Annotated in this window: 27 protein-coding genes and 1 tRNA gene; 18 read left to right on the top strand and 10 right to left on the bottom strand. The window is 55.1% G+C overall.

Going from position 1 to position 25,541, the window contains the following annotated elements; translation table 11 throughout:
- Positions 1-360 precede the first annotated feature (360 nt).
- The 17 genes from CJU81_RS03740 (at position 361) to CJU81_RS03820 (ending at position 13,494) form a co-directional block, all read left to right on the top strand.
- Positions 361-723, top strand: coding sequence for a ribbon-helix-helix domain-containing protein (locus tag CJU81_RS03740; protein ID WP_095035568.1), 363 nt, complete (start codon positions 361-363; stop codon positions 721-723).
- 180 nt (positions 724-903) lie between these two features.
- Positions 904-1,125, top strand: a complete 222-nt coding sequence (locus CJU81_RS03745; RefSeq protein ID WP_029611571.1) for an FmdB family zinc ribbon protein — start codon at positions 904-906, stop codon at positions 1,123-1,125.
- A gap of 109 nt (positions 1,126-1,234) precedes the next feature.
- The gene (gene aspS, locus CJU81_RS03750; protein ID WP_016782225.1) at positions 1,235-3,010 is read left to right on the top strand and encodes an aspartate--tRNA ligase; all 1,776 of its coding nucleotides are present in this window, start codon (positions 1,235-1,237) and stop codon (positions 3,008-3,010) included.
- 109 nt (positions 3,011-3,119) lie between these two features.
- Positions 3,120-3,866, top strand: a complete 747-nt coding sequence (locus CJU81_RS03755; protein WP_095035545.1) for a YebC/PmpR family DNA-binding transcriptional regulator — start codon at positions 3,120-3,122, stop codon at positions 3,864-3,866.
- Between the two features lie 131 nt (positions 3,867-3,997).
- A complete protein-coding gene (ruvC, locus tag CJU81_RS03760) occupies positions 3,998-4,522 on the top strand; it encodes a crossover junction endodeoxyribonuclease RuvC (protein ID WP_029611572.1) in 525 nt (174 codons plus the stop codon).
- 110 nt (positions 4,523-4,632) lie between these two features.
- The gene (gene ruvA / locus CJU81_RS03765) at positions 4,633-5,241 is read left to right on the top strand and encodes a Holliday junction branch migration protein RuvA (RefSeq protein WP_095029641.1); all 609 of its coding nucleotides are present in this window, start codon (positions 4,633-4,635) and stop codon (positions 5,239-5,241) included.
- Positions 5,242-6,300 carry a Holliday junction branch migration DNA helicase RuvB gene (gene ruvB, locus CJU81_RS03770; protein ID WP_086798289.1) on the top strand — a complete coding sequence of 353 codons (1,059 nt, stop codon included), beginning with the start codon at positions 5,242-5,244 and terminating at the stop codon, positions 6,298-6,300. It begins immediately after the preceding gene.
- 137 nt (positions 6,301-6,437) lie between these two features.
- Complete coding sequence (gene ybgC, locus CJU81_RS03775) at positions 6,438-6,905, top strand: tol-pal system-associated acyl-CoA thioesterase (protein WP_088377878.1); 468 nt, start codon at positions 6,438-6,440, stop codon at positions 6,903-6,905.
- Entirely contained in the window at positions 6,895-7,590 is a 696-nt protein-coding gene (gene tolQ, locus CJU81_RS03780) for a protein TolQ (RefSeq protein ID WP_016782231.1), read from the top strand. The genes ybgC and tolQ overlap by 11 nt, the downstream gene beginning before the upstream one ends.
- Before the next feature lie 23 nt (positions 7,591-7,613).
- A complete protein-coding gene (gene tolR / locus CJU81_RS03785; RefSeq protein WP_162200692.1) occupies positions 7,614-8,066 on the top strand; it encodes a protein TolR in 453 nt (150 codons plus the stop codon).
- A complete protein-coding gene (tolA, locus tag CJU81_RS03790; RefSeq protein ID WP_095035546.1) occupies positions 8,066-9,160 on the top strand; it encodes a cell envelope integrity protein TolA in 1,095 nt (364 codons plus the stop codon). Before tolR ends, tolA begins: the two co-directional genes overlap by 1 nt.
- 47 nt (positions 9,161-9,207) lie before the next feature.
- Positions 9,208-10,458, top strand: coding sequence for a Tol-Pal system beta propeller repeat protein TolB (gene tolB, locus CJU81_RS03795; protein ID WP_217902728.1), 1,251 nt, complete (start codon positions 9,208-9,210; stop codon positions 10,456-10,458).
- A gap of 55 nt (positions 10,459-10,513) precedes the next feature.
- Positions 10,514-11,014 carry a peptidoglycan-associated lipoprotein Pal gene (pal, locus tag CJU81_RS03800; RefSeq protein WP_003441254.1) on the top strand — a complete coding sequence of 167 codons (501 nt, stop codon included), beginning with the start codon at positions 10,514-10,516 and terminating at the stop codon, positions 11,012-11,014.
- 6 nt (positions 11,015-11,020) lie between these two features.
- Positions 11,021-11,839 (top strand): tol-pal system protein YbgF, encoded by an 819-nt coding sequence (gene ybgF, locus CJU81_RS03805; RefSeq protein WP_095029637.1) that lies wholly within the window; start codon positions 11,021-11,023, stop codon positions 11,837-11,839.
- A 163-nt stretch (positions 11,840-12,002) separates the two neighbouring features.
- Positions 12,003-12,650 (top strand): 7-carboxy-7-deazaguanine synthase QueE, encoded by a 648-nt coding sequence (gene queE / locus CJU81_RS03810; RefSeq protein ID WP_095029719.1) that lies wholly within the window; start codon positions 12,003-12,005, stop codon positions 12,648-12,650.
- A gap of 19 nt (positions 12,651-12,669) precedes the next feature.
- The gene (gene queC, locus CJU81_RS03815; RefSeq protein WP_095035569.1) at positions 12,670-13,344 is read left to right on the top strand and encodes a 7-cyano-7-deazaguanine synthase QueC; all 675 of its coding nucleotides are present in this window, start codon (positions 12,670-12,672) and stop codon (positions 13,342-13,344) included.
- Between the two features lie 74 nt (positions 13,345-13,418).
- Positions 13,419-13,494 (top strand) — tRNA-Lys (locus CJU81_RS03820).
- A 342-nt stretch (positions 13,495-13,836) separates the two neighbouring features.
- Here CJU81_RS03820 and CJU81_RS03825 read toward each other — a convergent pair.
- Together CJU81_RS03825 and mobH are read right to left on the bottom strand one after the other, a co-directional pair.
- Positions 13,837-15,186, bottom strand: coding sequence for a site-specific integrase (locus tag CJU81_RS03825; protein WP_095035547.1), 1,350 nt, complete (start codon positions 15,184-15,186; stop codon positions 13,837-13,839).
- The gene (gene mobH, locus CJU81_RS03830) at positions 15,183-16,928 is read right to left on the bottom strand and encodes a MobH family relaxase (protein WP_095035548.1); all 1,746 of its coding nucleotides are present in this window, start codon (positions 16,926-16,928) and stop codon (positions 15,183-15,185) included. The genes CJU81_RS03825 and mobH overlap by 4 nt, the downstream gene beginning before the upstream one ends.
- Positions 16,929-17,792: 864 nt before the next feature.
- Here mobH and CJU81_RS23660 point away from each other — a divergent pair.
- Positions 17,793-18,170 (top strand): hypothetical protein, encoded by a 378-nt coding sequence (locus CJU81_RS23660; protein ID WP_141232561.1) that lies wholly within the window; start codon positions 17,793-17,795, stop codon positions 18,168-18,170.
- Between the two features lie 26 nt (positions 18,171-18,196).
- On the opposite strand, the gene CJU81_RS03835 is transcribed toward CJU81_RS23660, so the two are convergent.
- From CJU81_RS03835 to CJU81_RS03870, 8 genes are all read right to left on the bottom strand, one after another.
- On the bottom strand, positions 18,197-19,756 hold the full coding sequence (locus CJU81_RS03835) for a conjugal transfer protein TraG N-terminal domain-containing protein (RefSeq protein WP_095035549.1): 1,560 nt from the start codon (positions 19,754-19,756) through the stop codon (positions 18,197-18,199).
- A gap of 14 nt (positions 19,757-19,770) precedes the next feature.
- Positions 19,771-20,121, bottom strand: a complete 351-nt coding sequence (locus tag CJU81_RS03840; protein ID WP_095035550.1) for a hypothetical protein — start codon at positions 20,119-20,121, stop codon at positions 19,771-19,773.
- Between the two features lie 10 nt (positions 20,122-20,131).
- Positions 20,132-21,502 carry an integrating conjugative element protein gene (locus CJU81_RS03845; RefSeq protein WP_095035551.1) on the bottom strand — a complete coding sequence of 457 codons (1,371 nt, stop codon included), beginning with the start codon at positions 21,500-21,502 and terminating at the stop codon, positions 20,132-20,134.
- Positions 21,499-22,437 (bottom strand): TIGR03756 family integrating conjugative element protein, encoded by a 939-nt coding sequence (locus tag CJU81_RS03850; RefSeq protein ID WP_095035552.1) that lies wholly within the window; start codon positions 22,435-22,437, stop codon positions 21,499-21,501. The genes CJU81_RS03845 and CJU81_RS03850 overlap by 4 nt, the downstream gene beginning before the upstream one ends.
- Positions 22,434-22,865 carry a TIGR03757 family integrating conjugative element protein gene (locus CJU81_RS03855; RefSeq protein ID WP_176464789.1) on the bottom strand — a complete coding sequence of 144 codons (432 nt, stop codon included), beginning with the start codon at positions 22,863-22,865 and terminating at the stop codon, positions 22,434-22,436. The genes CJU81_RS03850 and CJU81_RS03855 overlap by 4 nt, the downstream gene beginning before the upstream one ends.
- Before the next feature lie 506 nt (positions 22,866-23,371).
- On the bottom strand, positions 23,372-23,776 hold the full coding sequence (locus tag CJU81_RS23665; RefSeq protein WP_141232562.1) for a hypothetical protein: 405 nt from the start codon (positions 23,774-23,776) through the stop codon (positions 23,372-23,374).
- A 289-nt stretch (positions 23,777-24,065) separates the two neighbouring features.
- Positions 24,066-24,350 (bottom strand): DUF3077 domain-containing protein, encoded by a 285-nt coding sequence (locus tag CJU81_RS03865; protein WP_095001763.1) that lies wholly within the window; start codon positions 24,348-24,350, stop codon positions 24,066-24,068.
- 439 nt (positions 24,351-24,789) lie between these two features.
- Entirely contained in the window at positions 24,790-25,476 is a 687-nt protein-coding gene (locus CJU81_RS03870) for an SOS response-associated peptidase family protein (protein WP_095035571.1), read from the bottom strand.
- Positions 25,477-25,541: the final 65 nt, after the last annotated feature.

The following is a 25,541-nucleotide window of genomic DNA, read 5'->3' on the forward strand; positions in this document are numbered from 1 at the left end:
GGCCCGCCTCAGCAGTGTTTGTTGTGGTACCAGTCCTGGTGATGCTTGATTGTGGTTGCTGCTTTACGAGTGCGTGACGGTCATTTGCCTAAGGTTGGCTACGGGGTGTCAGGCTTTTTTAAAGTTCTGCGCGCGGATGGGGTGTGATGTTTTGTTGTTGCTACAGGTGCTTGTGCAGCTGCCTGCCCGGGCTTGTCGCGCAGCACCGGCCGTGACCATATTCTCCGCTCGTAGCGAGAGCGCTCCTACAAATTTGCGGGTTTGATCCGCTGGATAAGAATTTTTACATGTCGTTTTATGAGGCGAGTTCTTTGAAAAAAGATAAATCAAATCCAATGATGCGCAATGGAGTGCTTTACGATGGGGCGATTGATTCGGCAAGAAAATGCCGGGTGCAGATTAATGCAAAGAGCCCGGATTGATCCTGGGGTTCTGGATTTCGGCATCACGCTGGCTCGGCCATTATCACGTTCAGTGCGGCTGAACGGCTTTGCCACCTGTTTGCGGCTTGAAGAGGTGTATTGGGAGGTTTTGTCCGATATGTCCCGTATCAACAATTGCTCAATCAATACGCTGCTGTCTTATATCGATCTGGAAGTCCACTTGCGCCATGGCGGGGTGAAGAACTTCAGCGGGTTCATTCGGGTCGTCTGCGTAATGCATTTGTTGAAAAGGGGGCGCGGCCTTCAAGAGGTTAAACAGCAGCAGGTGTTTACGGGTTGAAGGTGATGGCCTGCTGGAGGTGCATGCTCGACGGCTTGTAATCGCCCACTATTTATGATGCATTTAGGCGCTTCTGGCTGTTCATGCGGCTGCAATGGCTCGATTTACCAGATATAATCTCGCTCTTTGCTGTGTGGCCCTGCTTAAGGGTTGCCGCTAACGGATTGTCGAGACACGCCAATGCCCATGTACGATTACCAGTGTGCTTCCTGTGGTCATCAGCTGGAAGCCATTCAAAAGATCAGTGCTGCACCGCTGGTTGATTGTCCTGCCTGTCAGGCCCCCGAGCTGAAGAAGATGCTGTCCATGCCGGGTTTCCGCCTTAGCGGTACAGGCTGGTATGAAACAGACTTCAAGACAGGCTCGAAAAAGAATCTGGCAGGCGGCGATAAATCCGACTGAGGTCGAGCGAAAGCAGTCAGAACACAAGCGGGCTCTTGCAAGGTTACCAGCACCCACGGTGCGCAAGACCTCCACCGAATTTCGAATTACGAGAAGTGAAACCACTACCATGATGCGCAGCCATTATTGCGGCCAACTGAACGAAAGCCTGGACGGCCAGGAAATTACCCTTTGCGGATGGGTTCACCGTCGCCGTGACCACGGTGGGGTGATTTTCCTCGATATCCGTGATCGTGATGGTCTGGCCCAGGTGGTTTTCGACCCGGATCGCGCTGAAACCTTCGCTGCCGCCGACCGTGTGCGCAGTGAGTATGTAGTCAAGATCACCGGCAAGGTGCGCCTGCGTCCGGCCGGCGCCGGCAATACCAACATGGCGTCGGGCATGATCGAAGTGCTGGGCTATGAGCTGGAAGTGCTGAACGAAGCGGAAACCCCGCCGTTCCCGCTCAACGAGTTCTCCGACGTTGGTGAAGAGACCCGTCTGCGCTATCGCTTTATCGACCTGCGTCGCCCGGAAATGCTCGAGAAGCTGCGCCTGCGTTCGCGCATGACCACCAGCATTCGCCGTTACCTCGACGAAAACGGTTTCCTGGACGTTGAAACACCGATCCTGACCCGTGCCACCCCTGAAGGCGCACGTGACTATCTGGTGCCTAGCCGTACTCACGCCGGTTCGTTCTTTGCACTGCCGCAATCGCCACAGCTGTTCAAGCAGCTGCTGATGGTTGCCGGTTTTGACCGCTACTACCAGATCGCCAAGTGCTTCCGCGACGAAGACCTGCGTGCCGACCGTCAGCCTGAGTTCACTCAGATCGACATCGAAACCAGCTTCCTCGATGAAAAAGACATCATGGGCCTGACCGAAGGCATGATCCGCAACCTGTTCAAGGAAGTGCTGGATCTGGAATTCGGCGAATTCCCGCACATGACCTTCGAAGAAGCCATGCGTCGCTACGGTTCCGACAAGCCCGACCTGCGTAACCCGCTGGAACTGGTTGACGTTGCCGACCAGCTTAAAGACGTGGATTTCAAGGTGTTCAGCGGCCCGGCCAACGACCCTAAATGCCGTATCGCAGCCCTGCGGGTTCCGGGTGCTGCAAGCATGCCGCGCAAGCAGATCGACGACTACACCAAGTTTGTCGGCATCTACGGTGCCAAGGGCCTGGCGTACATCAAGGTCAACGAACGCGCCAAAGGCGTGGAAGGTCTGCAATCGCCGATCGTTAAAAACATCCCTGAAGCCAACCTGAATGTGATCCTCGATCGCGTGGGTGCTGTCGATGGCGACATCGTGTTCTTCGGTGCCGACAAGGCCAAGATCGTTAGCGAGGCCCTGGGCGCGCTGCGGATCAAGGTGGGTAACGACCTGAACCTGCTGACCTGTGAGTGGGCCCCGATGTGGGTTGTCGACTTCCCGATGTTCGAAGAGAACGACGACGGCAGCTTCAGCGCCTTGCACCACCCGTTCACCGCACCGAAGTGCTCGCCTGAAGAGCTGGAAGCCAACCCGGCAACCGCGATCTCGCGCGCTTACGACATGGTCTTGAACGGCACTGAGCTGGGCGGCGGTTCTATCCGTATCCACCGCAAGGAAATGCAGCAAGCTGTCTTCCGCCTGCTGGGTATCGAAGAAGCCGAACAGGAAGAGAAATTTGGCTTCCTGCTGGACGCACTGAAGTACGGCGCGCCGCCGCACGGTGGTCTGGCCTTCGGTCTGGACCGTCTGGTGATGCTGATGACTGGCGCCCAGTCGATTCGTGAAGTGATTGCCTTCCCGAAAACCCAGAGCGCTGCCTGTGTCATGACACAAGCGCCTGGCGTTGTAGATGCCAAAGCGTTGCGCGAACTGCACATTCGTTTGCGCGAACAAGCCAAGGCAGAGTAAGTCTGACCTGCAAAGGCGCATCTTCGGGTGCGCCTTTGTTTTTGGGGTCGAGAATTTTTATTGTCAGGCCCTGGCCTGGCAAGGTTTTTAAAGGGATTCGGAGTGCGTTATGGCAGGTCATTCTAAGTGGGCGAACATCAAGCACCGCAAAGAGCGTCAGGATGCCAAAAAAGGCAAGATTTTCACCAAGTGGATCCGTGAGCTGACCGTTGCAGCCCGCCAGGGCGGCGGTGATCCGGGGTCCAATCCGCGTCTGCGTCTGGCGCTGGACAAGGCCCTTGGTGCAAACATGAGCCGCGATATCATTGATCGCGCGGTGGCCCGTGGCGCTGGCGCAGCTGACACCGACGACATGGTCGAGTTGAGCTACGAAGGCTACGGCCCGGGTGGTGTTGCCGTGATGGTTGAGTGCATGACCGACAACCGCAACCGCACCGCAGCAGCTGTGCGCCACGCGTTCAGCAAGTGTGGCGGCAACCTTGGCACTGACGGCTCCGTCGCTTATCTGTTCGAGCGCAAGGGGCAGATCTCCTACGCCGCCGGCGTCGATGAAGATGCGCTGATGGAAGCGGCGATGGAGGCCGATGCTGACGACGTGGTGACCAACGAAGACGGTTCGATCGATGTGTTCACGTCGTTCTCCAGCTTCTATGCCGTGCGTAACGCACTGGAAGCGGCAGGTTTCAAACCCACGGATGCTGAAATTGTGATGTTGCCGACCACCAGTGCCGAGCTTGATCTGGAGGGCGCTGAAAAGGTGCTCAAGATGATCGACATGCTTGAAGACCTGGATGACGTACAAAACGTATATTCCAACGCTGAAATCCCTGACGCCGTCCTGGAACAGCTTGCCTGAGACCAGGTCGCGTCAATCAAGAGGCCGGAGGAGCTCCGTCGCGACAATCGCGGCGCTGGGCACCTCCGGCTTCTGCCTTTAAGCTGTCCGGGTATGTGCCGGTGGGCGTCACTTCATAAGCTGCAGGCGTTATGACTCTTATTCTTGGTATCGATCCGGGTTCGCGAATCACGGGTTATGGCGTAGTGCGAGACACTGGGCGTGGCTGTGTGTACGTGGCTTCGGGATGTATTCGCACAGGTAGTGGCGAACTGCATGAGCGGTTGCAGATCGTCTATCGCGGTGTGCGTGAGGTTATTCAGACGTACGGTCCTGTCACCATGGGTATCGAAAAGGTGTTTATGGCCCGCAATGCCGATTCGGCTCTCAAGCTGGGGCAGGCCAGGGGCGCGGCCATTGTTGCGGGAGCCGAAGAAAACCTGGAGATCGCCGAATATTCGGCAACCCAGGTCAAACAGGCCGTGGCGGGCACAGGTGGCGCCAATAAAGAACAGGTGATGATGATGGTCATGCACCTGCTCAAGCTGACCAGCAAGCCGCAAATCGATGCGTCGGATGCCCTTGCGATTGCCTTGTGCCATGCCCACACTCGCTCGAGTTTGTTGCCCCACGGCCTGGGTGCGGCTCGTAGCCGTGGTGGGCGTTTGCGCCTGTGAAACGCAATTTATAACTGAATTGAGCTTCCTGGCAGGGCTTCATCTGTAATGATGCGGCTCTGTCTTTGTATTTGTCAGCCATTGATCTGGCCAGAGAAAGGATCTGAAACGTGATTGGACGCTTGCGCGGCACTCTGGCTGAAAAACAGCCGCCGCACCTGATTCTCGATGTAAACGGCTTGGGCTATGAGCTGGAAGTACCCATGACGACGCTTTATCGACTGCCGTCTGTCGGCGAGCCGCTGACCCTGCATACCCATCTTGTGGTTCGCGAAGACGCCCAGTTGCTCTATGGTTTCATAGGCAAGCGCGAGCGCGACTTTTTTCGTGAGCTGATCCGGCTCAACGGCGTCGGCCCCAAGCTGGCCCTTGCTTTGATGTCCAGCCTGGAAGTTGATGAACTTGTTCGTTGCGTGCAGGCGCAGGATACATCGGCCTTGACCAAGGTTCCGGGGGTAGGCAAGAAGACAGCTGAGCGACTGCTGGTAGAGTTGAAAGATCGCTTCAAGGCGTGGGAGCAAGTACCCAGCATGTTCGCCCTGGTTCCTAATCAGCCGGATGCTCCGGCACCGGTGGCCAGTGCTGAAAGTGATGCGGTCAGTGCTTTGATCTCCCTGGGCTACAAGCCCCAGGAAGCGAGCAAGGCGGTTTCTGCGATCAAGGATAAAACGTTAAGCAGTGAAGACATGATTCGCCGCGCCCTCAAGGGGATGATTTAAGTGATTGAAGCTGATCGACTGATTACGGCCTCAAGCGGGCGGGACCGGGAAGAAGTTCAGGATCGGGCGATTCGCCCTCTGAGTCTGGCCGACTATATTGGTCAGCCCACCGTGCGTGAGCAGATGGAACTGTTTATCCAGGCTGCGCGCGGGCGTTCCGAGTCGCTGGACCACACGCTGATTTTCGGGCCGCCAGGTTTGGGCAAGACCACGTTGGCCAACATCATCGCCCAGGAAATGGGGGTGTCGATTAAAAGCACCTCGGGTCCGGTATTGGAGCGTCCGGGTGATCTGGCCGCTTTGCTGACCAATCTTGAGCCTCACGACGTGCTGTTTATCGATGAGATCCATCGCCTGTCCCCCATTGTTGAAGAGGTGCTGTACCCGGCAATGGAGGACTTCCAGCTCGATATCATGATCGGTGAGGGGCCGGCTGCGCGCTCGATCAAGCTCGACCTGCCGCCATTCACCCTGGTGGGGGCGACCACGCGCGCCGGGATGCTGACCAACCCATTGCGTGATCGTTTCGGGATTGTTCAGCGACTGGAGTTCTATAGTACTGACGACCTGGCGACGATTGTCAGTCGCTCGGCGGGCATCTTCGGTTTGCCGCTCGACCCTGAGGGGGCGTACGAAATTGCCCGGCGGGCTCGCGGTACACCGCGTATTGCCAATCGGTTGTTGCGTCGCGTGCGCGATTTTGCCGAGGTGCGCGCCAAAGGTCATATCACCAAGCCGGTGGCTGACCTGGCGCTGAACCTGCTCGACGTTGATGAGCATGGTTTTGATCATCAGGACCGGCGTTTACTGCTGACCATGATCGAGAAGTTCGATGGTGGGCCGGTAGGTGTCGACAGCCTTGCTGCAGCCATCAGCGAAGAGCGTCATACCATTGAAGATGTGCTGGAGCCGTATCTGATTCAGCAGGGTTACATCATGCGTACGCCGCGTGGTCGCGTGGTGACCCGGCATGCGTATTTGCACTTCGGTTTAAACATTCCGTCACGATTGGGCGATATGCCTGTGGTAGACGAATTTCTGAATGCTTTGGATGATTAATAAGCCGTTAGCGGTCGATTTTTTTAAGGTTTTTGCTGTCTCAAGGACTGGCGCTGAAAATCTTCGGTCATAAAGGCCAAGAAGCGTAAAAAACAGTGGTTTGGCGGATTGGCAACCTGAGGAGTAAGCACTAGAGTATGCGCGCGCAAAACAGGCTTGAGCCGTTCGCACATCGCTGTCGCGTTTATTACGAGGACACCGATGCGGGTGGCGTCGTGTATTACGTAAATTATCTAAAGTTTATGGAGCGGGCTCGAACCGAAAGGCTGCGGGAATTGGGGTTTTCCCAGTCCGCGCTGGCAGGCGAGAACCTGTTATTTGTCGTGCATTCCAGCGAGGCGCGCTACCACGCACCGGCGCGACTGGACGACGAACTGTTGGTAAGTGCGCAAGTGATGGAACTCAACCGTGCCAGCCTGCGTTTCAAGCAGCAGGTCTGGCGGGCTGCAGATGCAACGCTGCTCTGTGAAGGGCAGTTTTTGGTGGCCTGTGTGCGCGCCGATAGTTTTAAACCCCGAGCCATTCCCGAAGCTTTACGTACGGCCTTTGCCGACGTGAGCGGCGCGGGTAAACATTTAGAGCAGGAGATAAAGCGTGGAAGCTAACGTCGTCGACCATTCCTCCATGTGGAGCTTGGTCAGCAATGCCAGCATTGTTGTGCAGTTGGTAATGTTGACCCTGCTGGCCGCATCGGTTACCTCGTGGGTCATGATTTTTCAGCGCAGCACCATGCTGCGCGCCGGTCGACGTGCCCTGGAAAGCTTTGAAGAGCGTTTCTGGTCGGGTATCGACCTGTCGAAGCTGTATCGTCAGGCGGGCAGCAATCCTGATCCGGACTCTGGCGTTGAACAAATCTTCCGTGCCGGTTTCAAAGAGTTCTCGCGTCTGCGTCAGCAGCCGGGCGTTGACCCTGAAGCGGTCATGGAAGGCGTTGCACGTGCCATGCGCGTGGCCATCTCCCGTGAAGAAGAGAAGCTTGAGCAAAGCTTGCCGTTCCTGGCGACCGTAGGTTCCGTGAGCCCGTATATCGGCCTGTTCGGTACCGTATGGGGCATCATGAACTCCTTCCGTGGCCTGGCAACTGCCCAGCAGGCAACCCTGGCGACCGTAGCGCCCGGCATTGCCGAAGCACTGATCGCAACGGCCATCGGCTTGTTCGCGGCCATCCCGGCAGTTATTGCCTATAACCGTTTTGCTGCCCGCAGCGAAACGCTGATCAGCCGCTATTACACCTTCGCCGATGAATTCCAGGCGATCCTGCACCGCAAAGTGCACACCAGCGAAGAATAAGCAGGTAATTTCCAATGGCTTTAATCGCTCGAGCGCGCAAAAAGCGCAAGCCGGTCGCCGAGATGAACGTAGTGCCTTACATCGACGTGATGCTGGTGCTGCTGGTCATCTTCATGGTGACCGCACCGATGCTCAACCAGGGTGTGAAGGTTGATTTGCCCAAGGTCTCCAGCGAGGCCTTGCCGCAAGACAACAACACTCAGGTTCTGACCATTTCGATCAAGGCTGACAAGACCTACTTCTGGAACCTTGGCAGTGAAGTCGACACCGACAAGCAGATGGACAAGGCAATGACCTTGCCCCAGATGACTGATGCCGTGACCAAGATCATCCGCGCAGGCAATGAAGGCGGCAAGCACACCCAGGTCTTCATTCGTGGCGACAAAACTGTGGATTACGGCGCGGTCATGGGTGCTATGGGTGGTCTGCAAAAGGCCGGGGTCGGTAACGTTGGCTTGATAACCGAGGCTCCCTGATGCGCGAACAGCGGGAGCCGTCCGCCTCTGAAAACTATTTTTGGCCTACAGTCTGGGCGGTAGGGCTGCACGTTCTGATTTTTGGCATGCTGTTCGTCAGCTTTGCCATGACACCGGAACTGCCGCCTTCAAAGCCGATTGTTCAGGCGACTTTGTACCAGTTGAAGTCCAAAAGTCAGGCGACCACCCAGACCAATCAAAAGATTGCGGGTGAGGCGAAGAAATCCGCCGCGCGTCAGACCGAAGTCGAGCAAATGGAACAAAAGAAGGTTGAGCAGGAAGCTGTAAAGGCTGCGGAACAAAAGAAAGAACAGGCTGCCGAAAAAGCTGCAGAAGCCAAGAAGGCTGACGAAGCTAAAGCGAGCGAGGCCAAAAAGGCAGACGAGGCGAAGAAGGCTGATGAATCCAAGAAAGCCGACGACGCCAAAAAGGCCACTGAAGCCAAAAAAGCCGAAGAGAAAAAACTGGCTGACATAGCCAAGAAGAAATCCGAGGAAGAGGCCAAGAAGGCTGCTGAAGAAGAGGCCAAGAAAAAGGCCGCTGAAGACGCCAAGAAAAAAGCGGCTGAAGATGCGAAGAAAAAAGCAGCTGAAGACGCCAAGAAAAAGGCCGTAGCCGACGAGGCGAAAAAGAAATCCGCCGAAGACGCGAAGAAAAAGGCCGCTGCCGATGCCGCCAAGAAAAAGGCCGTAGAAGCAGCACGTAAATCGACCGAAGAGAAAAAGGCGCAAGCCTTGGCTGATTTGCTTTCCGATACGCCGCAACGCCAGCAAGCACTGGCAGATGAGCAAGGTGATGAAGTCGCCGGCAGTTTTGATGACTTGATTCGTGCTCGTGCAGCAGAAGGGTGGGCTCGTCCGCCGTCGGCGCGCAAAAACATGACAGTGGTGCTGCAAATCGGCATGTTGCCAGATGGCACGGTCACGTCTGTGACGGTTGCCAAATCCAGTGGTGACGGGCCTTTCGACAGCTCAGCTGTGGCAGCGGTCAAGAACATTGGCCGTTTAACGGAAATGCAGGGTATGAAGCCCAGCGATTTTAATCCTTATCGATCGTTCAAGATGACATTCACACCTGAGGATCTAGCCTTGTGATTAAACTTTTTCGAGGACTGCTGGTCGTCGTCTGCTGCCTGGCAGGGATGGCTGTAGCAGATGAAAAGAACATCCTGGTCACCAGTGGCAGCGATCGGGCAACACCCATTGCCGTAGTCCCTTTTGGTTGGCAGGGCGGTACCGTATTGCCGGACGACATGGCTGAAATCATCGGCAATGACCTGCGGAACTCGGGTTACTACGCGCCGATTCCAAAGCAGAACATGATTGGCTTGCCGACTCAGGCCAGCGAAGTCATTTTCCGCGACTGGAAGGCCCTGGGTGCCCAATACGTGATGGTCGGTAATATCGTGCCAGCAGGCGGTCGCTTGCAGGTGCAATATGCCTTGTTCAACGTGGCCACCGAGCAACCGGTACTGACCGGCAGTGTGTCGGGCACGGCTGAGCAGCTGCGGGACATGGCGCATTACATCTCCGATCAGTCGTTTGAAAAACTGACCGGTATTAAAGGTGCATTCTCAACCCGTCTGCTTTATGTGACGGCTGAACGTGCCAGTGCCACCAACACCCGCTACACCTTGCAGCGTTCGGACTACGATGGTGCTCGCGCCGTTACCCTGCTGCAATCGCGTGAGCCGATCCTGTCGCCTCGCTTTGCACCTGATGGCAAGCGCATCGCTTATGTTTCGTTCGAGCAGAGACGTCCGCGTATCTTTGTGCAGAACATCGACACTGGTCGTCGCGAGCAGATCACCAACTTTGAAGGCCTGAACGGTGCACCTGCGTGGTCGCCGGATGGTTCCAAGCTGGCGTTCGTATTGTCCAAGGACGGTAATGCCGAGATCTACGTGATGGATCTGGCTTCCCGTGGGTTGACTCGTGTTACCAATAACCCGGCAATTGATACAGAACCTTTCTGGGGTAAAGATGGTTCCACCATCTATTTCACCTCCGACCGTGGCGGCAAACCGCAGATTTACAAGACCAATGTGGGTAGCGGCAACGCTGAGCGTGTGACCTTTATCGGCAACTACAACGCCAGTCCGAAGCTTTCGGCTGACGAAAAGACCCTGGTAATGATCCATCGTCAGGACGGTTTCACCAATTTCCGTGTTGCGGCGCAAGATTTGCAGCGTGGAAGCGTGAAAATCCTCACAGATACCAACCTTGATGAGTCTGCTACTGTTGCGCCCAACGGCACCATGGTAATCTACGCCACCCGCCAGCAGGGCCGGGGAGTCTTGATGCTCGTGTCCATTAATGGACGCGTAAGGCTCCCTCTTCCTACCGCTCAAGGCGAAGTCAGAGAACCTTCCTGGTCCCCTTACCTGAACTGACGTGGTGATAGCTGTACGTTGCACATAACACTTGGGGTTCATTAGGAGTTTTACGATGGAAATGCTGAAGTTTGGTAAATTTGCTGCGCTGGCACTGGCCATGGCTGTAGCTGTAGGTTGCTCGTCCAAAGGCGGCGACAATGCCGGTGAAGGCGCTGCTGTTGATCCAAACGCTGGTTACGGCGCAAACACTGGCGCTGTTGATGGTTCCCTGAGCGAAGAAGCTGCTCTGCGCGCTATCACTGTTTTCTACTTCGAATACGATTCTTCGGACCTGAAACCAGAAGCAATGCGCGCTCTGGACGTTCACGCCAAAGACCTGAAAGCTAACGGCGCTCGCGTTGTTCTGGAAGGTAACACTGACGCCCGTGGTACTCGTGAGTACAACATGGCACTGGGCGAGCGTCGTGCGAAAGCCGTTCAACGCTACCTGGTACTGCAAGGCGTTTCTCCAGCACAGCTGGAGCTGGTGTCCTACGGTAAAGAGCGTCCAATCGCTACTGGCAACGACGAACAGTCGTGGGCTCAAAACCGTCGCGTCGAACTGCGTAAGTAATTCGTCATGCGAACGTGCCGCCGTGCTGTAACTATTCTGACTCTCAGCCTCATGCCGCTAGCGGCATGGGCTGCGGTTCCTGTGGTCGATGACAACTCTGGCTATAACAATAGCGGGGGGAGTTATCCGTCACCGGGTTATGGTGCGAGCGGCGCCTATGCCGGGGGAGGGGTTTCGACCCCTGTCTCGGCACAGGGCGAGCTGTTCAACCAGCTGCAACAAATGCAGGAGCAGATTGCACGCCAACAGGGTGTGATCGAAGTTCTGCAGAACGATATTTCGCGCATGAAACAAGAAAGCCTGGAGCGATACCAGGAACTTGATCGGCGTATTGGTGCTGGCATTGCTCCTGCTGCCGCTCCTGATAATTCTTCTGCTGGTGGCGCAAATGCTGCCGGTAATACAGCAGCGCCTGCTTCTCAGGCCGCTGCCAGTTCCGAGCCTGGTGATCCGGCGAAAGAGAAGCTCTATTACGATGCTGCTTTCGACCTGATCAAAGCCAAGGACTTCGACAAGGCCAGTCAGGCGTTCACCGCCTTTCTGCGCAAATACCCAAATAGCCAGTACGCAGGCAATGCCCAGTACTGGTTGGGCGAAGTGAACCTTGCCAAAGGCGACTTGCAAGCGGCAGGCCAGGCATTTGCCAAGGTCAGCCAGCTGTACCCCAAGCATGCGAAAGTGCCGGATTCATTGTATAAGCTCGCTGATGTAGAACGTCGCCTGGGTCATACCGACAAGGTAAAAGGCATTCTGCAACAGGTTGTAGCTCAGTATCCGGGTACTTCGGCTGCACAGTTGGCACAACGCGATCTGCAGCGCATGTAGCACAGACGATGCTTTCATCGAGAAACCCGCGCCTGCCGCGGGTTTTTTCGTTAGAATCCACGCCCTTTTATGAAATACGCTCTTTTGAGTCCTGCGCAAGCAGATTCCCTGGAGTGCCTGACGGAGGCGGACAGCCTGTTTAGCTGTTACGCCCGTGGCGGATATGCAAGACACATTGAGAATTACCGAAGTTTTTTACTCGTTACAGGGTGAAACGCGAACGGCTGGCCTGCCCACCGTTTTTGTACGCCTGACCGGCTGCCCTTTGCGCTGCGGTTACTGTGACAGCGCCTACGCCTTCAGTGGCGGGACCGTGCGCCCTCTGGACGACATCCTTGAGCAAGTTGCCAGCTTTCGCCCGCGTTATGTGTGCGTAACGGGTGGCGAGCCGTTGGCCCAGCCCAATGCCATTCCTTTGCTCAAGCAGCTTTGCGATGCAGGCTACGAAGTCTCGATCGAGACCAGTGGGGCGCTGGATATCTCTGCAGTCGACCCGCGCGTCAGCCGCGTGCTCGATTTGAAAACGCCAGGTTCCAAGGAATCCCATCGCAACCTCTACGAAAACATTGCCTTGTTGACACCCAACGATCAGGTCAAGTTTGTTATCTGCTCGCGGGAAGACTATGACTGGGCAGTGTCCAAGTTGATTGAATACGGGCTGGAGCGACGGGCAGGCGAAGTACTGTTTTCGCCGAGCCATCATGATTTGTCTGCCCGTGACCTGGCGGACTGGATCGTGGCGGATAACCTGCCAGTACGTTTGCAAATGCAACTGCACAAATATCTGTGGAATGACGAGCCGGGGCGCTGAAATGACCGAACAAAGTGTTATGACTGAAAAACGGGCCGTGATCCTGCTGTCTGGCGGTCTCGATTCAGCAACTGTCGTGGCCATGGCTCGTGCCGAGGGCTACAGCTGCTACACCATGAGTTTTGACTACGGTCAGCGCCACCGTGCAGAGTTGGACGCTGCAGCGCGGGTTGCTCGCGATCTGGGCGCTATCGAGCATAAAGTCATCGGCCTGAACCTGGACGGTATTGGTGGCTCGGCATTGACCGACAGCTCCATTGACGTGCCAGAAGCCCCGAGTGAAGGCATTCCGGTAACTTATGTGCCGGCGCGCAACACCGTATTCCTGTCCCTGGCATTGGGTTGGGCAGAAGTGCTGCAGGCGCGTGACATCTTTATCGGTGTCAATGCGGTGGACTACTCGGGTTACCCGGACTGCCGCCCGGAGTTTGTCGAAGCGTTTGAAGTCATGGCCAACCTGGCGACCAAGGCCGGGGTAGAGGGGCAGGGCTTCAGTATCAAGGCGCCTCTGCAAAACCTCAGCAAGGCACAAATCGTACAAGCGGGTATAAAGCTGGGCGTGGACTATTCGCTGACGGTTTCTTGCTATCAGGCGGACACCCAAGGTCGGGCCTGTGGCAAATGCGACAGCTGCCGCTTGCGTGCAGAAGGCTTTGCAGCTGCCGGAATCAGCGACCCAACCCGTTATTTTTGAATTATTTCCGATTTATTTCTGAGCAGGTATTGAATTCTCGTTAGAAATCAGTATTATACGCCCCACAACGAAGCGGGTCGTTAGCTCAGTTGGTAGAGCAGTTGGCTTTTAACCAATTGGTCGTAGGTTCGAATCCCACACGACCCACCATATCGCTACACCAAAACAGCCGGTTTAATCCTCAGGGATGACCGGCTTTTTTGTGCCCGGGATTTGGCGGGGCGGGGGCTGACCGTCGTAATCACATAAAAACCTTCGCAGACGCAGCCGTCTCCTGCCAAACATTAGTGTTGGCTTTTTTTGATGTCAATGTGGTGTAGCTGTTTTTCAGCTATTTTCATCAAAATACGAAGTGTCTGGCAGATGTTATTTCTTGCGCCGTAGGAAGTTGGTGTGAGTGTAGGAGGAGGGTTCATGTTCATGACGTTGCTTAAGCTGCGTCGTGACACTGGCATGTTGTGAGCGGGTGTCACTTCGCCAAACTGGCAAACCTTAACCCCAGTCGTAGCATTTCATTCCCTCTCGAATGCTCATCAATGCAAACAGTGTCGAAGCGTCTGATCGTTCATCTACCGATGGCGGTGGTGGCAAACTCAAGTCCTTCCACCAGGTCCCGGGTCCATCCCAGGCCAGTTCGTGAATAAGTCCCGTGCCCACCGGGAGAATGGCCTGATCCAGCGAGTAGCGTTCCGACGGCAGACTCGCCACCTGTGTCAGATGCTTCGAGTGCGGTGATGACACAGGTTTTGGCGGTGGCGTCTCTATGCTGATGCTCTCGATCGGCGCGAGGGAGGCGGGCGCAGGAGTGAATTCTATAAGGACTGGCGTTGAAGGTTGCTCAGGTGGTTCCGGGCACACTGGAGGCGGCATCTGCTCATCCACATACCTTTCAAATGTGATCGCCCCCTGAGCCAGGCTGCGCTGATGCAGCGCGGCGCGTATCACATCGTAATCGGCCTCGATATAGCCCATCGTTGTAGCGATGTTGGAGTGGTTCAGCAGGCTTTTGGTCAGGTGGATATTGCGTTCGGGTTGACGCATTAAATCCGTTGCCAAGGTGTGCCTGAAACGGTGCGGTGTCATGCGCGTTTTGAATTTCTCCATCAGCTTGCGATACATCCCCTCTACCTGATCAGTGTTCATGGTTTTGGAGCGGTAGTGGATGGAAAAACGATTCACATTGAACAACTGGTCATCAGGCAGAAAGCCAATGTTATCGGCTGCATTCATTAGTCTTTGCAGATGTGGTTCCAAGCCTGGGGCGATCGGTATGGCGTATTCGCGATGGGTTTTTTCAGTCTCGGCGCGCACATAAATCCTGCCATTTTCCCAGTTGATATCGCGATACCGCAGGTGAAGTAGTCCGTTGAGGCGTATGCCTGAGTAATAAAACATTTCGTATACGGCCAGCCAAAACCAGGCTGGGGTTATCTGGCTGCGTTGGTGAGTACTTTCTTCTTCGATCACCAGCAACTTGAGCCATTCACGGCCAGTTCTTATCGCTTCACGGTCGATGGTTTTGCTGGAGCGTCTTGGCGGGATGACCGCTGTTTTCTTGAACGGATTGATTGTGGTGCAAGTCAGAGTGCCCTGTTCAATGGCATAGCCCCAAACGGTGCGCATATGGTTTGAGTAAGTATTCCAGCTTTGCTTCGATAGACCGTTTGCCAACACCTTTTTGCGCCATGCCAGCACGGCACGGTGGGTAATGGCCTCAACCGAGACCGTCTGCCCAAAATGCCTGAGCAGCGCCCGCGTGGAACCGAAATAGATCGCTACAGACGCGTCTCTGAGGTCGTGAGTCGCAATATAGTCGTGGGTCAGCTCCATTGGCGTATTCATGCGCAATCCTCTGCAGTCTCGGTAACAAGATTCAGGCTTGGATTGTCGAAGGGCATTTCACTAAGGGCTGTCAGGGCATTATTGAGCAGGTAACCGCGAAGTTGTTTGGTGCTGCGGGGGCCGATCACTTGGCAGGTCCATATGTTGAGGCTTTTGCCCGTTTTTCGATGCAATTTCAGCTTCTCGAAACCGCGTTGCACCATCTGCCAGGCATTCAGATTTTGAGCCTTTGCTTGTGCTTCCAAGGTGGGGAACTCCTGCACATAGCGCTTGAAGATGCCCGGCGTAACCAGCATCACCGTGCCTGATACGGTATGTACCAGTGCCTTGGCGTCATTGATGATGATTCGCCGTGAGGCGAGGCCGTCCTTTAGCCAATCCATGAACTCTTGGCCTAACTCGGTCTTTGAAATGGGCTGGGTACTGGTGTCTGTACAGGCTTCAGTGCCTGGCGGTAGTTTGCTTTCACCGTCGGTTAACAAAGCCAACAGTGCGGCCGTTTCATCGGGTGTAGGGGGGCGGCTGGGCACTGGCTCGACAGTAATAGCCGGAGCTGAGACTGGATCTGCACTCGTCTGATCTTCAGATACCTGTTCTAGGGTGCTTGCGGTCTGGACTTGCACCGTGCCGCTAAAAACCGAAGGGCGCTCGTTCGGGTCGCCCCAGATCAGTGCCGGCGCCACCTTCAGCAAGGTAAAGGTGTTGCGCCAACCACATGCATTGTCGATCGTCGCTTTCCAGATCGCCTTGTCCTGATCATTGGTCTGGACGACACCCTGGTCCTGGAGCATGTTGAAGAACGGCGCATTTGAACTAGGGATGCCCTCAATTCCCTGGGTCAGCAGATAGGCTCGCAACTGGTCAGCAATAGGCTTGCTCACCAGCCACAGCGCGTCCTGTGTCAGCCAACCATCAGATGGCCCGTCGGGTTGATTCAGTTTGTAGGTCTCGCGCACCAAGTAACGTAAGCCGTCGGCCAATTGTCGTTGTAGCGATTGCTTGGGTGCTGCCAGTGCGCGTGCCGGATTACCTCCCAATTCCTGGGCGACCGATGCCTGGTCAGCCTTGACCACAATTTCGCCAAGAATCTCGGCGTGCTCATAGTGGCCGGACAGCACAAAGATCAGTTGCGACCATAACTCCTGAAAGCCGCTGAGCCAGTCCAGAATGCTTGGGGTAAGGATCTGCATGTAGATCAATGCGGCGGCTGCGCCATGCAGTTGGTAGCTGCGCCCCTTCATATAGCGAAACCGGTAGGGTGATTTGATAGGGCCGTGCCACGGGTGCCAGCTTTTTCCGTCTTCAAGCTCGACATGCAGATCAACGGCAATTTTGCCGAGATCGTGTATCAGGGCGCTATAAGCTGCGGCAGCCGTCCAGGCTTCTGCTTGTGCCGATTGAGATTCCGGTGGCGCGCCAATGGGCAGCAGGTAGGTCTGCCGGATTTTCAGGGCATAGGCAACAATCTCCAGCCCGTGATCAAGCATTCCTCCGGGGTGGGCATGGTGGTGGTTCTGCGAGGCAGGAAGCTGCTGGACCAGCTCAGCGTAGCGATTCAGTGGGCCCTGGTAGAGATCAGTAAATTGCGGGTGAGATAGGGAGGCACGCTGCCAGATATTTTCCAGCAGCTTTTGGCGTCTTGGTGATGCGAGCAGTGCCTGGGCGCAGGCAGGTTGCATAAAGCCACTTGGCGCAGATGCCAGAAGGGGAGCGACTTTGTTGCGGCGGAATAAAGAAAACATGGCTAGCTCCAGTAGTAATCATGGGGCGGCCTTTTCCTCTATGTGGCGCCTGATGCTCAATGGAAAAGCATCATTAGCAGCGCATCATGTTTTTAGGGGCAATCTGCCATGAAGTCCCGATGGCAACAGATATTGAAGAGTCCTGATGCGATTATAAATCGGAGTGTTCTTTACTCTCAGTCGGTGGGATCCGGTTCTGATGTGAGTATTTTGGTTTAAACCAGTATCGAATTTGGTCGTGAATAACTTATACGGCTCATTGGAGCGAAGCAGGGTGCCCTTTGCCGTATAAAGTCCTTTCGGGTAGGGCTTTTACCCTTGGGATCCCTTCCATTGGCTTGAAGAGACCCTTTCCCTTTGGGCTGGCCATTTCAGGTTTCGGTTATTTGCATGCCCAGATCAGAGATATAACGCTCAAGTTTTGCGTCTTGAACTTCGGTGAAACGACCGTGCTCAAGGTCCTTTAGCCCGGTCATAATCGCGTGGCGCGTGGCGCAGGGCGGTCACTTTTGCGCTTTTTTCTGGTTTACTCTGTGCCTGCTGCGCAGTGGGTACTGCTTTGCGATTCCACATGGTTACCCCCTGCCTGGCGGTTAATCTCGTTGAGCTCTTTTCAAGGTTGAAGTGGCATCAATATCAAAATACGAAGATGGGAAATTTCCCCTGTATATGTGGGATTTGTCTTTTATGATCCTAGTGACTGCATGGTTGGTTTACGGAAGGAAGATTCGCTGCCAATTTTATAGAGAGTTTGTTGCGGTTGAACGCAGAGAGCGATTCAGGTTCGCTATAGGAACCTGCAAAATCCCATGCATCTGGTCTATAGCTTGGCAGCTTGCATCCCAGCCTTAGGAGGGACTCAGTATGAAGTCAGTCAACGCAAATGAGGTAGGGCGTGACGCTTGGAAATACCTGAAAAGGCTTTATGCCTGGATGCCGCCAAGGCGGAATACTCCGATCGCCAGAACACTAAAGTTTTGTGGGTTTCTTTCGGTCATCAGTTTGTTTTTCTATTTTTTCGGTGTCTGGCTTATAAATCTATTGGTTGCAGCGATATTAGTCTTAGGTGGTTTGGTATTGGTGGTCTCGGGTTTTTTTGCCCAAGCTGGAAAATCAAAATTATTTTCAGAAGGTTATGACCCCTATGGTGACGATCCATATGACAGTTCAAATAGCCCTCACGGACATGATGCGTATGGAAATCGCTTGGAGTGTGGTCAAGATTCAAAGAGGTCCTATTGAGATTTAAATTTGATTAAGTAAGTGTTTTATTTTTTCAATCCTTTGGCTGCTGACGCTACGGTGCTAGCACCTTTGCTACCGGCACTTTCTACTTTGTTGGTTCCCGCTGCCAGCCCACTTAAGACATTACCCATTTTGACTCCGGTCCATCCTAATGCCGCAACCCAAAATATCGGCATGATGATAAACATAGCCCCCATGACATAGTTCAGAACCACGTCTTGCGCTGTATTAAGGGTACCTAGCAGCGGGTCCAGGTTTTTGTATGGGGAACCTGATCCATACAGCGTATTAAGAATGGTGCTGTCCAGCCAGCGTGCCAACTGGAACCAGAAATCTACGAACATCAAGGCGAAAAACACCACTGTAACGGTCATGGCTGTTTGTAGCTGAAATGCTCCAACGATGAGAATCAGTGGTATACAAATCACCAAGGCCATTTTTAAAAAGGCCATGACCATTGGCAGTGCTTGCCGGACGATATCCATAGCCGGGAAGTAGGCAGCGGAACCAACACCAACGCCGATGTATCCTGCGGAGCGTGTGAGTGCTCTTGATGTTGGAGCCCAAACAAAGGCATCGTTTTGGAGATAAGCAGCGCCTATATCCCCTCCGTAATCTGTGTAAACATTTCCGCCCACTTGTTGCCGTGGGGATACTACTTCGCGAATGACCGCCTCTTTGACCTCATCTGTCGATAACCACTTCGCCCAGCCCAAAAATTGAGTCATCAAATCCGGGTCCACTTGAGCCTGAACTCGATCTTTGAGTCCGATGACCCCGTCCGCCCACCATTGCTTGCAAGTGGGGTAGCCTCCGCCTCCAGTAACCTGAGGTAGTCCTGCATCACGCGTTGAGTCATATGGCCATGGGGTTCGAGGGGATCTTGAGTAATCCGTATCGTAATAACCGGCCGTATTCAGGAAAAACGTTGAGCCAATCCAGCCCAAATCCCGCAAGGTTTCAGTTTCGCTTGCCACTGATCCAAGATTTGGCTGACGCATAAACAATCGCGCCCGCGACGACCCGTAACAGTCGCGAGTAAAGTCTGCGACCTCTTGAGCCAGCAGTGGGTTGTTGATGCGGGCGTTGTTGACGTCCATGCGCATCTGTCGAAGGTCGTTACCGCAGGGGATGGCAGCCACAGCGCCGCTGGTCGTCGCCTTGGAGAAAGCGTGCATAAACCCCCACCACACTGGCATCTGTGCGCTCTTTCCAGCCAGGGTGCTAAAGGACGCTGCCCATCCAGTGTTTTGGGGTTCGGGCAATTGGTATTGGCATTGACTGGCACGGGACTGATCAAAGGCCAAGGTATCGAAGCCGACATGTATCACCGGTACACCGCACAGCGTAACCACGATATAGCCGACATAAACGTTGGTTTCGATACGTGCGAGAGACAAGATACCCTTGTTGCCTTCATCCGCACCTTCACCTCGGACCTTCAGCCACTCGCGTAACACAATCACGGCAAAAGGCACTGCAAACAGGCCAGTGTCTTCAATCATTCCCCAGAGGCCGTTATTGATCAGCCAGCCGACGAGGGTCAGGTAATACTCAAGGTAGTCGTTGGTGTAGAGCGTCATTTGTTATCTCCTCCTTACCTGGTGGCCTTGATCAGCTCGATCATCAGCAGCAAGAGAATCATCAGGGTTTCGATCCGCCGTACTTGTTTGTGCTCGGGCAATGAGCTGTTGAGTCCGAGGCGAGCCTTGAGCTTTAACCAGGCAACGACCAGTACGCTGTAAAGAACCAGGCGCCAGATCAGCAGATAGCCGTAGTTCTCAACTCGCCAGGCTTGCCAGCGCAGAAAGTCCTCGGGGTCGCGAAAGAGCAGGGGGCCCAGCACAATCACCAAAGCGTTAAGGGCGCACAGAACCAGAAACCCAACGCCTGCGATCCGAAAGACCAGGCGTAGAAGGGCGGTTTTGGATAAGGGTTGATCTGCCATCGCCATATCCTCAGCGCTGGCCTTGAGTCGGCGTTTGCAATTGATTCAGCCGATCTGTTTCAGGGTCGCCCTGGAACACCCCGCGTGAGCTCTCGGTTCTGGCCTTGCCCCGGGCAATAATCGTCATTGGCGAGTTATTAGCGAGTTGCTGGCGCAGATCGAGCTCAATCTTGAGGTTGTCAATTTCCTCCTGCAGAGATGACTTTTGTTGGCTTACGGCCTGCAAAGCCAGATCGTTGGCTGCGACATTGGGCTCGCGGCTGCCAGCGAGCAGTGTGCGTTGCAGCAGCAGGGCTTTTTCCAGGACATCCGAGAGGGCCACTTCCGAGGCCAGCCGACGAGCCAGTACGTCTTGATCGCGCTCATCGCGTAGCGCCACAATCACTCCGCGTGTAATGGGCAAAGAATTGCTGCTGGCCGCGCTGAGGTTTTCTGCCGACATGGCCTTGCTGCCAGTGATCAGGTCCTGAAGGGCTTTGAGCTTGGTGTCGTAGGTTTCCTGAATCAGCGGCGTCAGACCCACACCTGCTGACGTGATCGTTTTCGTGCAGTGGGTGCAAGTCTGCTGTTGTTGCTCGCCCAGTACGCGATTGGCAAAGCTGGTGGCGGCTTGCGGTGACGACCACACATTGCACACAAAGCCATTGCGGCAACTGCCCGGGCTGATGGGTGAGCTGTCTTCGGAGGAGCGACTGTTCAGCAGGTTGTAACCCGCCTTGGTAACATCGGCGACGATATTTATAGGCTTTTGACCAGAGCCGCCGGCACGGTCGCCACCAATCCAGGTCACGCCGTCATCTCCACTTTTCTTCTCGACCTGTTCCACGGCCGAAACGGCATCGGTATTAGTGGCCAGCGTTTTACTCATGCTTTGGCCTTCAGCCAGCGTGCCCCAGCCGGTTTGATTACCTGCGATATCCGCCATTTTATTGGCCAAGGCCTTACAGGATGATTTGGAGCGATCAAAGTCGAGCCGGGCTTGAAGGATGCCATTGGTGATCAGGTTATAAAGTGCCGGATTGGCACGTTGTAAAATCAATGCGGGTAACGAAGCGACTGCGCCCGTGGCGTTTTGCACCACCGTGCTCATGATGTTTTGAAAGCCGGAGGTCACGCCGTTTAGCTGGTTCTCCAGCGTATTGCTCAGGCTCATATTTCCGCAGACCAGATTGCTGTTCCAACCGCCTCCCACGGCGATGCTGTCCATATTCCCGGCGCTGCCCATCGTCACCGCGCTGCCGCCGCCGATGCTGTAAAGCACATCGTCACCGATCACACTGCCCGAGGAAGATGCGCCAATGGGATCAGCGGAAAAAACCGCTGCACTGACCAACGCGCACAGCAACCCAAGCCCAGTTACTGTCAGCTTTAATCTGCTCATTGTTGGAAATCCGTACTGCCGAGAAATGTTTGACCACGCCGCTGACAGCACGAATAAGGCCGCCATAGTGCCCAGGCATAGCCACCGTCCTCTGCCTGGGCTTGAGCTTCGCTATTGGGAAAAACAGCGCAGGACTGGCTCGTGCGTGGTGCCAGTTCTTGCCATTTACCGGTCTTGGCATCGCCCTCAACCAGCTCGCCAGCAGGCCAATACCCATCCTTGGCCTTGGCCAGCATGGGTAAGTAAACGTGGATCTGGCCGGAGCGCGTGGTGATATCACCTGCCCGCTGAGCGATCACAGCTCCGGTTTTGTAGTCGTCCGACTGATGCAAAAAACCACTGCGCGGATACACATTTCCCCACAAATTCGCAGTGGCCATGCTGCCGATCTCTCGCCGCCCGGGGATCAATGCTTCGGGGTAAACGGTTTCGGGGATGCCATATCGCCAGGAAATCGGATCAAGCGTGCTGACGAAGTAGGGCACCAGAGGCAGTGTCGCGCCCTGACAGGCATAACCCGAAGCACTGGCAAACTGACTGAATGTAGCGCCGCCGGGATGCCCAATCACATCCGCTTCCTTAAACTTCAGTGCCGCGTTTTCGCCGATATGGTTGGTGGTCGCGTCATTACCTGCTTGAGACAGCGGAGTGGGCGTACCGAGCACCGACAGTTCGGCCCACGGATTCGCCCCTGTATTGGAATACGCCGACACCACCGCATCCGGTACGTAATGGCTCACCTTGGTGGAAGTTTTCACCTTGCAGCCGAACGTCGTACACAGCAGCCAGTAGCAAATGCCGACCACCTTGTACTCAAGGCACTGTGGCGAGAGCGAGGAGGCAACAATGGCAGCCGAGTTGATGGATGCGGATGCGCTGAAGGGCAGGTTGCAGATAAGAGCCAGCGAGACCGAGCGCAGCAGGTGGCGGTTCATTGCGGCTGGCTCCTGGCGCGGTTGATCAGCTCCAGGGCCTTGGCCACATCCGGTTCGCCATAGACCACATAACGTCGATCAACGACCACGGCCGGGATCTTCTCGATACCCAGGCTCCATGCATCGGTTAGAGCTTGCTGGGCTTTGGCGAGGTCGGATTGCAAGCGTTTGCCGGAGGGGCTGTTCAAGCGGTTCTGGATGATAGCCGCAGCTTGTTGCGGATCTGAGGGGAGGGCGCGGGATAGTTCGGTTTCGAGGTGGTGTTGTTGGTCGAGTAGTACAAGGCGCGCGCCGGTAGCGCTAGAGATTGGGTGGAGTTTGACGGTAAAGACCAGGGTCTCGGCCAGTGCGATTGCGGGCAGCATCAGCAGCGAGAGCAGTAGGTACTGGCATCGCAGATAGCTGTTTTTGAGGAGAGCAGCGCTCATGGTACCTGCCTTGATGTGTGTTCAGGCACATCAAACCGGATGGGGGATCTGGATGCAGCAGGAAATAGATATTTGGGATGGAGGGGTTTTTTGCGCGCGACCCACGTAGGTGCACCCACTCAATGATTAGCGCCCGCGAATCATTTTATTGTGGTGCTACCCGCGCTATTGCGAAATAGTTTGCGCAACAACTAACCCTCATGACCTGCATGGCTCGACCATTTGGTTGGAGGGGGGAAAAGCCGGCGCAAGCCGGTTTTTTCGTATCTGGTGTATGAGAAATGCAGAGCTCTCAATAACGCAGATTGAACAGGGGGGGGCATCTCTCGATCACCCCCCCATCCACACGCTAGTGATCAAAAAGCCAGCTTTTGAACACCGCTCAATATTTGCTACCTGGCGCTTTTAGTCTGGGCCGCGTCTGGCGGTTGACGTTAGGTGCAAGCGGCCGCCGATGCCCCGCCTGCACCTGTTGAGTGGACTGCGCTCAGGCACTCTCGCCGGGGCTAAGCTTTGATTACAGTCCAACGATCTGGCAGGGGCTGGCCGTTGCACTCCCGGCTGCTTTCACTCGGTACCGATACGAGGGTTTGGGTCGCATTTCCAGTCGGGTTGGCGGAGGCGTGATTTGGGTCAATGAAGTTGATTTCGCCACATTCGAATTTGACATTAATGTTTTGCAGCGGCTTCGACATATTGACCTCACCTGTGAATGTGCCCTTGAACGTGCGGGTATTGCCATGGGAGTCAACCAGTGCGAGCTCTGCAACTGGGTGTTTCGCGTTTCCGTATGCTTGAAAATAGGCTCCTTCCGTTTTAGGAAAGGCAACACGAGTAACATCCTTTCCATTGCAACCAGCGAGGAGGGCTGCGGCAAAGAGAGGAAAGGCAATGTGGCTGAAACGCATCATGGAGCTCCGACAGAGTACGACCGGAATTCGGCCGCCTTACTTATAAATCTCCGTTTTCGATCTGCGTTTTCAAGGGGGAGCTCAAAATTTTTTGTCTGATCGGCATTGCGATTAGCCAAAGCCGCTGTCTTCCTGGCGTTTTGGGAGAAAAAAGCCCTGGTGAATTTAGAGTCTGGAATCCGAGGAATGCAGCACGTTCACTCGTGAGGATTGAACAGGGGGCTTTGTCACTTGATTGCCCCCATCTACAAGCCCGTAATCAGGCTAGTCAGCTCCTGGGTGTATCGGCTTAAAGATTTGTGTCCTGCACCTGCTGAAGCCCCAGCGTCACATCATCAATCAACGCCTTCGCCATCTCGCTGAGATAGTGCGAGGCCCATCGCAGCGTTTCGTTGCCATCGTCCATGGCCCCCAGGAACGAAAGCGTGTTCACGCAGTTCAAGATCAGCGACGCGTGCTGCAGTGCTTCTTCGCCAGAAACACCGGCGTTGACGCTGAACAGGCGCTGACTCTCAACATTGCACTTGCCGAACGAGGCTCCACCAACCGTATGGATCAAAGGTGAGGCGTTCATAGGCCACCCCCATTCCTGTCGAGCATGCGGATGTTGGCCATTGGTATGTAGCAGGGGGGGATGCGAGCCGTGAGGCTGTCGTCGGTGGGCAGAGTGACGAGTGCCATTTCTGGATAAGCAGTGACGCAATTTTTGAACGGAGTGAGACTGTGCATCTGGCAAATCTCCTGTATGTGAGGAGCTACCACGGTTCGCCGCGAAACGAATGAGGGTGGCAGCTGTGCGCGGGTTCGCGGACCGGGCATACAGGACCCCGGCAGACCCGAAGGTCTCCCACGCACAGCCGCCATAACGAAAAATGCGGGCATAAAAAAACGCCTGCAATCGTAATGGTGGCGTCGATGCGCCTGTATATGCTCGGACCGCGACGTCCGGTCGCTGAATTTGCAGCGACAGCAAAAGGTTACCCCTCAGGTTTCGAAAGTGCAACAGCGCCCCCTCAAAGCGGCTTGATCAGCTCAGCCCCTTGGTTTCTTACATTGCCTACCGCTGTGCTCACCGGATACCACTCAAATTTTTCAGTCGGCTGGCAGCATTCCAGAGCCAACTCTTCAGCTCTTCGTGCATCCAGATCGCTCTCAACCCATTCCCGGGCATGCTCTGGGGCAAGCACCACCGGGCGGCGATCGTGAATATCCACCATTCCCTGATCGCTGGCGGCCGTGATAATCACGAAGCCGTCATCTTCATTTGGCTCCAGCCCAGGATGAACCTTGGCCAGCGCGGCAAAGAACATGGGGGCCTGGCTTTTAAGTCGAATGAAATAGGGCTGTTTCTTCTTGGGATCGTCCGCATCTTTAACCCACTCATACCATCCATCCGCCATCACCAGAGCTCGTCCGTTGGGCCACAGTTGCTTGAAAAACTTGCCCGTGGTGACAGTTTCTACCCGGGCGTTGATGGGATCAGGGCGCTTGCCCTTGGCCCAAAAGGGTGCCCAGCCCCAGCGCACCGGATCTATTCGTAATCCGTCTGGCACCCCGTGCAGGATGTTGACGCGAGTGCTGGGCGCGATGTTGTAGCGGCCAATGGGCTGGTTGTCATACCCGCTGACGAGCTTGCGGTCTGATGCCAACACTTCCAGGTAATCAGCGATGCCCTGGGACTGCACAAATCTTCCGCACATGGTGATCACCTCTGACAAAGACAGTGCTGCTCTGAGCGTAGCTTCATCGTGCCGGGCGCTCCTCC

The organism is Pseudomonas fragi (genome assembly GCF_002269505.1).
Classification (GTDB): Bacteria; Pseudomonadota; Gammaproteobacteria; order Pseudomonadales; family Pseudomonadaceae; genus Aquipseudomonas; species Aquipseudomonas fragi_D.